General features: G+C 38.9%; 8 protein-coding genes and 1 riboswitch. Of the genes, 4 read left to right on the top strand and 4 right to left on the bottom strand.

Annotated features, from left to right (window positions below; genetic code table 11):
- Positions 1 to 24: 24 nt before the first annotated feature.
- Positions 25 to 2,664, bottom strand: coding sequence for a phosphoenolpyruvate carboxylase (ppc, locus tag V6W77_RS06630; protein WP_334254159.1), 2,640 nt, complete (start codon positions 2,662 to 2,664; stop codon positions 25 to 27).
- A 177-nt stretch (positions 2,665 to 2,841) separates the two neighbouring features.
- On the opposite strand from ppc, the gene V6W77_RS06625 reads away from it, so the two are divergent.
- Positions 2,842 to 3,246 (top strand): FKBP-type peptidyl-prolyl cis-trans isomerase, encoded by a 405-nt coding sequence (locus V6W77_RS06625; RefSeq protein ID WP_334228933.1) that lies wholly within the window; start codon positions 2,842 to 2,844, stop codon positions 3,244 to 3,246.
- Positions 3,247 to 3,399: 153 nt separating this feature from the next.
- Here V6W77_RS06625 and tkt read toward each other — a convergent pair whose 3' ends face one another.
- The gene (gene tkt, locus V6W77_RS06620) at positions 3,400 to 5,406 is read right to left on the bottom strand and encodes a transketolase (protein WP_334254158.1); all 2,007 of its coding nucleotides are present in this window, start codon (positions 5,404 to 5,406) and stop codon (positions 3,400 to 3,402) included.
- Positions 5,407 to 5,746: 340 nt separating this feature from the next.
- Here tkt and rpmE point away from each other — a divergent pair, with 340 nt between their 5' ends.
- Positions 5,747 to 5,959: a 50S ribosomal protein L31 gene (gene rpmE / locus V6W77_RS06615; RefSeq protein ID WP_006249284.1), complete on the top strand. Its 213-nt coding sequence runs from the start codon at positions 5,747 to 5,749 to the stop codon at positions 5,957 to 5,959.
- Between the two features lie 62 nt (positions 5,960 to 6,021).
- On the opposite strand, the gene V6W77_RS06610 is transcribed toward rpmE, so the two are convergent.
- Entirely contained in the window at positions 6,022 to 7,065 is a 1,044-nt protein-coding gene (locus tag V6W77_RS06610; protein ID WP_334234009.1) for a glycosyltransferase family 9 protein, read from the bottom strand.
- A gap of 45 nt (positions 7,066 to 7,110) precedes the next feature.
- Between V6W77_RS06610 and V6W77_RS06605 the strand changes: the two genes are divergently transcribed.
- Together V6W77_RS06605 and ilvY are read left to right on the top strand one after the other, a co-directional pair.
- A complete protein-coding gene (locus V6W77_RS06605) occupies positions 7,111 to 8,142 on the top strand; it encodes a glycosyltransferase family 9 protein (RefSeq protein ID WP_334254157.1) in 1,032 nt (343 codons plus the stop codon).
- Position 8,143: 1 nt separating this feature from the next.
- A complete protein-coding gene (ilvY, locus tag V6W77_RS06600; protein ID WP_283385621.1) occupies positions 8,144 to 9,031 on the top strand; it encodes an HTH-type transcriptional activator IlvY in 888 nt (295 codons plus the stop codon).
- Positions 9,032 to 9,131: 100 nt separating this feature from the next.
- Here ilvY and lon read toward each other — a convergent pair whose 3' ends face one another.
- Entirely contained in the window at positions 9,132 to 11,534 is a 2,403-nt protein-coding gene (gene lon, locus V6W77_RS06595; RefSeq protein WP_334254156.1) for an endopeptidase La, read from the bottom strand.
- A gap of 204 nt (positions 11,535 to 11,738) precedes the next feature.
- Positions 11,739 to 11,864: riboswitch (FMN riboswitch) on the top strand.
- Positions 11,865 to 11,876: the final 12 nt, after the last annotated feature.

The raw sequence follows: 11,876 nt of genomic DNA, 5'->3' as shown, positions 1-11,876 counted from the left end.
TCAATTTAACCGCTTGTAACATAACTAGCCTGTATTTCGCATACCGGCTGCGATACCTGTGATGGTAATCATCAGGGCTTGCTCAAGTTCAGGATCAACATTTTCGCCTTGACTACGAATGCGGTGCAATAATTCCACCTGTAGTAAGTTAAGCGGATCTGTATATACGTTACGTAGCGCAATAGATTCCGCAATCCAAGGTAAATCGGCCATTAATTGACCGTCGTGAGCAAGGGCGAGTACGGTTTTGAGATCGGCTTGTAATTGAGTGCGTAGTGCTTTGCCTAAACGGTGCAAGTTTGGATCAACTAAACGTTGATCGTAATATTCCGCCAACCAAACGTCGGCTTTACTAAATACCATCTCAAGCATTCCAATACGTGTTGAGAAGAAAGGCCATTCATTACACATTTCTTTTAATAGTTTTTCATCGCCTTCGTCAATGAGTTGCTGCAATGCTTGCCCAGCACCTAACCAAGCAGGGAGCATTAGGCGGTTTTGCATCCAAGCGAAAATCCACGGGATAGCTCTTAAACTCTCAACGCCACCTTTCGGATTGCGTTTTGCCGGGCGTGAGCCAAGCGGTAAGCGAGAAAGCTCTTGCTCTGGCGTTGCCGCTCTGAAATATGGTACGAAATCAGCTTCACCACGTACCATATCACGGTAAATTTGGCAGGAAATTTCCGAGCCTTTTGCTAATACATCTCGCCACTCTTGTTTCGGCTCTGGTGGAGGGAAAATATTCGCTTCTAAAATCGCACTAGCGTAAAGTTCTAAACTTTCTACTGCCACAGCCGGTAATCCTAATTTAAAGCGGATCATTTCGCCTTGTTCGGTTACTCGTAAACCATTTTTCAGTGAACGAGGGGGCTGTGAGAGTAAAGCAGCGTGAGCCGGAGCTCCGCCACGTCCGATAGTCCCACCACGCCCGTGAAACAGGGTAAGTTCAATATTGTATTTTTCACATAAATTGACTAACGCTTCTTGAGCTCGATATTGTGCCCAGCCGGCGGCTAACATTCCTGCGTCTTTGGCAGAATCGGAATAGCCAATCATAATCATCTGGTAATTATTGATAATGCCACGATACCAGCCGATATTAAATAAATCGGTCATCACTTTTTCACTGTGATCTAAATCGCCGAGAGTTTCAAATAGTGGTGCAACAGGAATAGTGAATTTGCAACCGGCTTCTTTGAGCAATAAATGCACCGCTAGAACGTCTGAGGCTTCACGAGCCATTGAAATCACATAAGCAGAAATTACGCCTTCAGGTTGCTCTGCTACGATTTTACAAGTATCTAGCACCTCTTTGGTTTCAGGGCTTGGTGTCCAGTTATGTGGAATTAATGGGCGGCGAGAGGTAAGCTCACGCACTAAGAAGGCTTGTTTATCATCTTCTGTCCAATGAGAATAATCGCCTAAGCCGATATAGCGAGTGATTTCTGCAATCGCCATTTCGTGGCGAGTACTTTCTTGGCGAATATCTAAGCGTGATAATCCTAAACCAAAGCATCTGACTCGGCGTAAGCAATCAAGTAATGCACCATTTGCGATAATTCGCATACCACAAGCTTGTAAGGATTCATAACAGTCAAATAGAGGCTGCCAGAGTTGCTCATCTGAAGTTAAAATTTCAGCTTCATCAATAGTTGAGATTTTATCTTCTAAGAGCTCTGCATAGTAAATTTCGGTATTAGCCAATTTCTGACGTAATGCTTTCAGTACCACACGATAAGGCTCTAAATGCTCGCCATATTTTGCACGAAAGTCTGGTGTACATTGTGTAATAGAGAGCTCTTCGGTGAGCTGTTTAATATCTTCCAAGAATAACTCAGCCGCTTTCCAACGATTCATTCTTAATACACGGCGAGTGGTTTCAGCGGTTACAAACGGATTACCATCACGATCGCCACCCATCCAAGAAGAAAAACGAACAGGAGCAAGGCTAACAGGATATTGTACTCCAAAGTGTTTTTCTAAATAGAAATTGAGTTGGCGGCAGAACTCAGGCACAGCAGTCCACAAGCTGTTTTCAATGACTGCCATACCGCCTTTGGCTTCATCAACAGGTGTTGGGCGTTGAGTTCTAATTTCATTGGTGTGCCAAGCTAGAGCAATCAGCTGCATTAAACGGCGTTTGATTTTATAACTTTCTGCTTCAGTTAAGTCATTATGTTCTAAAAGATCTAAACATTTATTGATTTCAACGTGTTTGTGTCCAAGTGAACGGCGAGTTACTTCCGTAGGATGAGCTGTTAGCACTAAATCAATCATTAGGCTTTCAACCGTTTTAATCACTTTTTCAACAGGAATATTTTGTGATTTTAAACGAAGAAAAAGTGAATCTAGAGAACGACTACCCAATGATGTATTCGTATGGTGGCGAGAAATAGTTTGATGCTGTTCGGCAATATTCGTTAAGTTTAAAAAATGGCTAAATGCACGAGCAACAGGCAGAACATCATTGTTAGAAATGTTGGCTAATTTATCTAATAATTGATTACGGGCAGTTTCATCACCGGAACGTGAGTTTCTGGATAAAACGCGAATACTCTCAATTAAATCAAGAATATAGTCGCCTTGTGCATCACGAATAGTTTCGCCTAAAAACTCCCCTAACATTTGAATATTGTGGTGTATGCTTGAATATGGCTGATTCATAAAAATTTCCTATGCTAAACATAAATTTAATTAAGTCTAAATATGCCTAAAATGGGTAGAAATAGCAAATAGATTTAATTAAAAATTTGAATTAAATGATCAAAAACAAAAAATTGTTGTCTAATCTACAACTGGCAACTAAATGCTTTTTTATCACAAGAGAGGAATCAGATGAAAATGATGAAATCATTTTATACTTTTAGTTTAGCATTATTAATTGGCGGAGTGAGTTTACCTGCTGCCGTTTTGGCTAATCAAAGTTATCAAACTACGGAACAAGGCTTGCAATATAAAGTGATTAAAGCAAGCAATGGCAAAAAGCCGAGCATCAATGATGATGTGGAAATCCGTTTTAAATCTTATAACGAGAAAGGCGAGTTATTTGAAGGCACGCTAAATAATGTTCCTGTAATTTTACCTGTGCGAGATATGTTTCCGGGACTTCAACAAAGTTTGATGCTGATGCCGGTAGGCTCAGTTTATGAATTTAATATTCCTAAACATTTAGGCTACCAAGAAGAGGGAAGTAAAGCTAAAAAGCCTGTGTTATATCGTATAGAATTATTAAGAATTAATCCTTAGTTTTAATAAACAAGCGGTCAAATTTTATAAACATTTTGCAAATTATCAGCATATTAGTCATTTATGCAAAAAATTATCAAAAATTGACCGCTTGTTTGCCTATAACAAGTACAAAAAAGCGGGAATTTATCCCGCTTTTATACGATGTAAGGATTATAAAATCTCTTTCGCTTTTGCAACTACGTTTTCAACAGTAAAGCCGAAGAGTTTGAATAATTGGTCAGCCGGTGCTGATTCGCCGAAGCTATTCATACCTACAACTCGACCTTCAAAGCCAACGTATTTATACCAGAAGTCTGCAATTTGAGCTTCAATTGCAACACGTTTTGTTACTGAACGTGGTAATACAGACTCACGGTATGCTTCATCTTGTTTGTCAAACACATTGGTGCTTGGCATTGAAACAACGCGAACTTTCACACCTTCGCCATCTAATACATCTGCGGCTTTCATTGCTAAATCAACTTCAGAGCCTGTTGCGATTAGGATTAAATCCGGGCAAGTACCTTTTTCACAGCAATCACGCAAGATATAGCCACCACGAGCTACATTTGCTAATTGTTCTGCAGTACGCTCTTGTTGTGCAAGGTTTTGGCGAGTAAAGATCAATGCTGAAGGACCATCTTTACGTTCAACAGCAGCTTTCCACGCGATTGCAGATTCTACTTGGTCTGCTGGTCTCCACGTTTCTAAGTTTGGAATCAGGCGTAATGAAGCAGTTTGTTCTATAGGTTGGTGTGTAGGACCATCTTCACCTAAACCAATTGAGTCGTGAGTATAAACGTATAATACACGTTGTTTCATTAATGCCGCCATACGCACAGCATTGTGAGCGTATTCATAGAACATTAAGAATGTTGCACCGTAAGGAATAAATCCGCCGTGTAGGGCAATACCGTTCATAATCGCAGACATACCAAACTCACGTACACCGTAGTTGATGTAGTTACCATCTACATTGTGATCTGCTCGGATTGGTTTTGAGCCGGACCATAAGGTTAAGTTAGAACCTGCGAGGTCTGCTGAACCACCTAAAAATTCAGGTAATGTTGGTGCATAGGCTTCAATCGCATTTTGAGATGCTTTACGGCTTGCGATATTTGCCGGATTTGCTTGTAGCTTCTCAATAAATGCTTTGCTTTCTGCTTCCCAGTTTGCCGGTAATTCACCAGCATAGCGGCGTTTAAATTCCGCAGCTAGTTCTGGATATGCAGCTTCATAAGCGGCAAATTTTGCATTCCAATCTTTTTCTGCGAGTGTGCCTTTCGCTTTTGCGTCCCACTCTGAATAGATTTCCGCCGGAATTTCAAATGGTGCATATTCCCAGTTAAGAGCTTGGCGAGTTAAGGCGATTTCATCATTACCTAGTGGTGCACCGTGGCAATCGTGAGAAGCTGATTTATTTGGTGAGCCGTAACCGATAATTGTTTTACAGATGATTAGGGTAGGGCGTTCAGTTTCAGCTTGTGCATTTTCAATCGCAAATTTGATTTGTTCTGCATCGTGTCCATCAACATTGCGAATTACTTGCCAACCGTAAGCTTCAAAGCGTTGTGCTGTATCATCAGTAAACCAACCATCAACGTGCCCATCGATAGAAATATTGTTGTCATCATAGAACGCAATTAATTTACCTAAACCTAATGTACCAGCTAACGAGCAAGCTTCGTGAGAAATACCTTCCATTAAGCAACCATCACCTAAAAATGCATAGGTGTAGTGATCAACAATGTTATGACCTTCACGGTTAAATTGTGCGGCAAGTGTTTTTTCTGCAATTGCCATACCTACAGCGTTAGTAATGCCTTGACCTAAAGGACCTGTTGTGGTCTCAACGCCAGGTGCATAACCATATTCAGGGTGTCCCGGTGTCTTAGAGTGTAATTGACGGAATTGTTTTAAATCTTCGATAGAAAGATCGTAACCGGTTAAATGTAACAAACTATAAATTAACATTGAACCGTGCCCGTTTGACAGAACAAAGCGGTCGCGATCAGCCCATTTTGGATTGGTTGGGTTGTGCTTTAAAAAATCACGCCATAAAACCTCTGCAATATCAGCCATACCCATAGGGGCTCCCGGGTGCCCTGAATTAGCTTTTTGCACAGCGTCCATACTTAAAAAACGAATTGCATTTGCTAGCACTTTACGTTCTGCCATTGTGTTACTCCTAGTCGAAGAATGTTATATAAAAGAAAGGGATAGAGTTCGATTTTACACTATTTTTTTATAAAATCTCAAAAAAGTAAATGAAAAGTGTGATCTAGCTCACATAATCTGTAGGGATTTAATAGATTACTTTCGATATCGTTCTGTCGGATAGTTTATAAAATAGCAACGATTAATAGTTGATCTTGGCTGGAAATTTCTCTAAAATACGCACTCTTTTTGGCGTTGAGTTATACTCAACATTTTATTAATCACATATGGTACTTGTTCGGCACAGCCCCAAAACGGAAGGCTCGGCAAGTGGCGATATGGTCTCGTTAGAGGTTCTCCAATGAAACAAGGTATTCACCCAGAATATAAAGAAATTACTGCAACTTGCTCTTGTGGTAATGTAGTTAAAACCCGCTCAACAGTAGGTAAAGATTTAAACTTAGACGTATGTGGTAACTGCCACCCGTTCTACACCGGTAAACAACGTGTTGTTGATACTGGTGGTCGTGTTGAACGCTTTAACAAACGTTTCAGCATTCCAAGCTCAAAATAATTTATTAATTATTACAAACCCCACTGTTATGTGGGGTTTTGTTTTTTTAGATTACAAGCGGTTTATTTTTCTGAAAGTTTTGCAAATTGGCTATTTAACCATTTAGCAGCTTCTACTAGAGGAAAATCTGATGTGTCATTATTATTTTCCGTCCATTTGTTTGACACGACCATAAAAGTTTCAATCCCTTTTTTAGGTTTAGGATACCAGCGTGCGATATTAGTTGTATGATTAGCATAGAAGGAAAGTAGCCTTTTACCTAATGCACAAGAAATATGCACACCTCCGCCATCGACCGCAATGACAAGATCAGCTGAATTAACTAATGCACAATAGCCTAAAATATCGTTTTGGGGAGCTAAGCTTACTGGAAATGGGGTTTTAAGTTTAGCTAAATATTTTTCACTGTTTGTTGTATTAGTCAGTACACAACTAATATTTTCCCAATATTTACTATCAATCATTGATAATAAAGTAGATAGTTCTTCAGTTGGAATCTCTCGCATACTACCTTGCGGATTGAGTAGTAACTTGATTTTTGATTGATGCCATACTGCTTCAATGCTATTGTGCTTTTCGTATGGTATATCTAAATTATAATTGATTTGGTTTTTTTCTAAAAAAGAAGAAAAAACAGAGTAATTTAAATAATCAGCAAAATGAACGTGATTTGGAAATTCTGTAGTGAAATCATAATTTTTTACAGAGTCTAAATTGTAAACTTGCTTTTGCTTTTTTCCAAAGTTGATAATAAATTTAGGGTTTAATATTTTATCTAAAACAATACTCTTGGTTGTGAAAGTAGGCTGAAAATCTAAATAAAGATCCCATTTATTACGTTGTGATAAATAAGTAGAGGGTTTATCTTTCAAGATGGCGTCCACTACACTAGCCTGAGAAAAAAGTTGTTGATTACGCTTTGTAACTAAAACAGCAATTTTGACATCAGGAAGAGCCTGCTTGATTTGCTCTAAGTGTGCGATATGAACCACTGCATCACCGATAGCATCGCCAATAGGTTTGAGTAACACCGATTTAATTTGAGTAAAATCGAAGACTTTTTTATGTTTTTTTGTACCAAAAAGTTTTATAACTAAAGATTTCATCTCTATAATAAGGCTAATAGTATGTAATTATTATAGTATGTAAAAATGAGTATTAAAGCAACGTTAAGAAAAGTAAGATTGGCTATCGGTAAATCACTTTTAGATAGAAAAAATACTAACCCAAGCTTACAGAAAGTTCCTGAGAAAATCTTATTTCTTCGCCACGATGGAAAAATTGGTGATTATATTGTCAGTTCATTTGTTTTCCGTGAAATTAAAAAGCACTCTCCGCATACAAAAATAGGAGTTGTTTGTTCACGAAAAAATCACTATTTATTTGAGAATAATCCTTACATCGATAGTCTTTATTTTGTTAAGACTAAAAGTATTCCTGATTATATTCGTTGTGGTAGAGAGTTAGCCAAAGAGCAATATGATGTTGTGATTGACCCAACAGTAACTTTACGCAATCGAGATTTACTCTTCTTACGGACTATTTCAGCTAAGCATTATGTGGGGTATCAAAAGCAAAATTATCATTTATTTGATTTAAATGTGGCTGATAAAAAACAGCATTTTTCTGAAATTTACCGAGATGCTTTATCTTTAGTTGGATTTAATCATATTAATACCAACTATGATGTTCCTGTAAATAAAGTTAGTCAGCGATCTGTAACAGATTATTTATCTGAGTATCAGATAAATAATTATATTGCCTTAAACCTTTTTGGTGCCGGTTCGGCAAGGAAATTCAGTGATGAGCAGATAAGTAACTTATTAAATTACTTAACACAAAATAGCCATAAACCTATCATATTGCTTACTTTTCCTGGAGTTACAGAAAAATTAGCCAATTTAGCAAAACAGTATAAGAATGTATTTGTATATGAAAAAACAAAAACAGTTTTTGACTCAATTGAGCTAATTCGTTTTGCTGATTTATTAATCTCCCCTGATACTTCAACAGTGCATATTGCAGCAGGGCTTCATAAAAAAATCATTACGTTTTATAGTAGTGATGAACAAAATTTTATACATTGGCATCCTAATAATCAGGCAGAAACACATATTCTTCATTTTAAAAAGAGCGTAAATGAACTAAATGTTGCTGATATTAAACCAGAATGGCTAAAATAATATGGAATTCCAAAGCCTAAAACTGTTCCTGGATATTGTCCAAACTCGAAGTTTTATTCGTAGTGCGGAAAAAAATTATATGACGGCTTCAACCCTTACCCGCCATATTCAGCGTATGGAAGAAGAGGTGGGGCAGCCGTTATTTTTGCGGGATAATAGACAGGTTCATCTTACCGAAGCAGGGGAAAAGTTCTTAGAATTTGCTCAGCAAGGTTGGGTACAATGGCAGCAACTTCAAAGTCAAATTTCGCCTACACAAGGCGAGTTAGAAGGCGAGTTGAAAGTGTTTTGTTCTGTAACAGCCTCTTATAGCCATTTACCACCGATCTTATCTCGTTTTAGACAGAAGTATCCAAAGGTAGATATTAAGCTAACCACAGGCGACCCGGCACAAGCCCTGCACGAAGTGCAATCTCTTACTGCGGATATTGCCATCGCAGGAAAACCGGAACTTCTACCGAATAATATTATTTTTCACTACATTGATGATATTGAGCTTTCAATTATTGCTCCTCGCGTTGCCTGCCAAGCAACACAGCTCTTACAACAATCGCCGATAGATTGGAAAAATGTGCCTTTTATTTTGCCGGTGAATGGTCCGGTGAGAAAGCGTATTGACCGTTGGTTTAAAGAGCAGAAAATCAAAGAGCCGAGAATTTATGCCACAGTAACAGGGCACGAGGCAATATTACCAATGGTTGCACTTGGTTTTGGTGTGGCGTTATTGCCTGATGTGGTTATCAAACATAGCCCAATGAATAACCAAGTTTCATATTTAAATTTACCCTCGCCGATTACGCCATTTGAGCTGGGTGTTTGTGTTCAGCAAAGGCGGTTACAAGAACCGATTATCAACGCATTTTGGGCGTTATTGTCTAAAACAGCATAACAACAAGCGGTCATATTTTTATAAAAATTTACAAAATTAGTAAAAAATTAGACCGCTTGTATCCAAAAAATAAAGGTGCATTACTGCACCTTTATTACTATTATTGAACCGTTGCTTTTGCACGTGGTTTTTTCACCTTAATTTCTGCTTTTGGCAATGCTTCAATTCCCATCGGTGGGTTTTCAAGAGCAATTGCAAGCACTTCATCAATCGTCTCTACGGCGTGAATATGTAATGCTGCTTTGGCATTTTCCGGAATTTCCTCCAAGTCTTTTTCATTCTCTTTCGGAATAATCACAGTTGTAATACCGCCACGATGAGCGGCTAGCAGTTTCTCTTTTAAGCCGCCGATTGGCAATACTTTTCCACGTAGGCTGATCTCACCTGTCATTGCAACTTCTTTACGCACCGGGTTGCCTGTTAAGCTTGAAATTAATGCGGTACACATTGCAATACCGGCACTTGGACCATCTTTTGGTGTTGCTCCATCGGGTACGTGAACGTGGATATCACGTTTTTCGTGGAAGTCTGCCGCAATACCCAATTTATCTGCACGAGAGCGAACTACAACCATTGCCGCTTGGATAGATTCTTTCATCACATCGCCTAATGAACCCGTGTAAGAGAATTTACCCTTACCCGCCACAGAGGCAGTTTCAATGGTTAATAAATCGCCGCCCACTTCTGTCCACGCCAAACCTGTTACTTCCCCAATGCGGTTTTGGCTATCCATTTTGCCGTAGTCAAAGCGTTTTACACCTAAATAGTCTTCAATATTGCTCTCAGAAACCGTGATCGATTTCAATTTTTTATCTAGCACTAAAGCTTTTACGGCTTTACGGCAGATTTTAGCAATTTCTCGTTCAAGCCCACGCACACCGGCTTCACGGGTGTAGTAGCGGATAATGCTTAAAATTGCACCATCTTCCACTGTGAGTTCGCCTTCTTGTAATCCATTATTTTCTTGCTGTTTAGCTAGTAAATGATCGCGAGCAATGTGCATTTTTTCATCTTCGGTATAGCCTGAAAGACGAATGACTTCCATACGATCTAGCAATGCCGGTGGAATGTTCATTGAGTTTGAGGTTGCCACAAACATTACATCAGATAAATCGTAATCTACTTCTAAATAGTGGTCGTTAAAGGCTTTATTTTGCTCCGGGTCTAATACTTCAAGCAACGCTGAAGCCGGATCGCCACGCATATCTTGAGCCATTTTGTCGATTTCATCTAATAAAAACAGTGGGTTACGAACGCCAACTTTCGCCATTTTCATCATTAGAGAACCCGGCATTGATCCAATGTAAGTACGACGATGACCACGAATTTCCGCCTCATCACGTACACCACCTAACGCCATACGTACATATTTACGTCCTGTTGCATTGGCAATAGATTGCCCTAGTGAGGTTTTACCAACACCCGGAGGACCAACTAAGCAGAGGATTGGACCTTTCAATTTATTTAAACGGCTTTGTACCGCAAGATATTCCACAATACGATCTTTCACTCGTTCTAAACCGTAGTGGTCTTTATCCAGAACTTCCTGTGCTTTAGCTAAATCTTTCTTCACCGCTGATTTTTTATGCCAAGGCATTTGTAAAATCCAGTCGATATAAGTACGCACAACCGTTGCTTCTGACGAGCTTTGCGGCATTGCTTTTAGCTTTTTAAATTCATTATCCAACTTCTCTTTTACATCTGTTGGTAATTTAGATGCATCAATTTTCTCTTTGAGCTTATCTAACTCACTTTGCTCAACATCATCACCATTGCCTAATTCTTTCTGAATGGCTTTGATTTGCTCATTGAGATAGTAATCACGCTGGTTTTTCTCCATTTGTTGCTTCACACGGTTACGGATACGAGTTTCTGTTTCAAGGGTATCCATTTCCGTTGCCATCGCAATTAATAAGGCTTCAAAACGAGCAATGAGATTCGGTTGCTCTAGCAGTTCCTGTTTTTTCTTTACCGGAGCAATTAAGTTAGAGGCAATCGTATCTGCTAAGCGATCTTCAAGCGTAATTTTTTGCAGTTTAGGAATAATTTCCGCTGGAATTTTCTTATTATTTTTAACGTAATTTTCAAATTCGGTTAAAGTTGTTTTAGCAATAGTTTTTAATTCTTCATTTTCTTCATTATATTCAGAATAAATAGGCTGAATTGCCGCCCAGAAGCCGTTTTCATCATCGTGAATTTGCTCGATTTTTGCACGAGTTTGACCTTCAACCAGCACTTTTACTGTGCCATCCGGCAAGTTTAACATTTGAATGATGTTAGCTGTTACACCAACAGAATACATATCGTCTTTGCTTGGTTCTTCTTTATTCGGGTCTTGTTGAGTAACTAAAAACAGTTGTTTGTTTGAATCCATCGCCGAACGTAGGGCTTGAATTGATTTTTCACGACCTACAAATAACGGCATAACCATATATGGGAACACCACCACATCACGCAATGGAAGTAGTGGTAATTCAATTGCTTTCTTTTTTCTTGGTGCCATAAATTTGCTCTCTCTATCTAAAATATCGTTATCCCATTATGAGGACGAATTTGGGAAAAACAAGGGAAAATTTGATTTATATTAAAAAAACTCAATAGGCTTAAACAGTAGATGATGACGATTTAATCAATCGTTAAAACCAGAGCAATTTGCTCAATTTCTTGCTTGACATAAACTTAGAATGCGAGCAGAATTCTCACCAATTTTAATCTTCAGGGCAGGGTGAAATTCCCGATCGGCGGTAAAGTCCGCGAGCGAAACGAAAAAGGTTTGGCAGGAACCGGTGAAACTCCGGTACCGACAGTATAGTCTGGATGGAAGAAGAGGTTATCATATTGAAAG

Origin of the sequence: Mannheimia indoligenes (genome assembly GCF_036880405.1) — a bacterium.
Classification (GTDB): domain Bacteria; phylum Pseudomonadota; class Gammaproteobacteria; order Enterobacterales; family Pasteurellaceae; genus Mannheimia; species Mannheimia indoligenes.
This window is presented reverse-complemented; position numbering and strand designations above follow the sequence as displayed.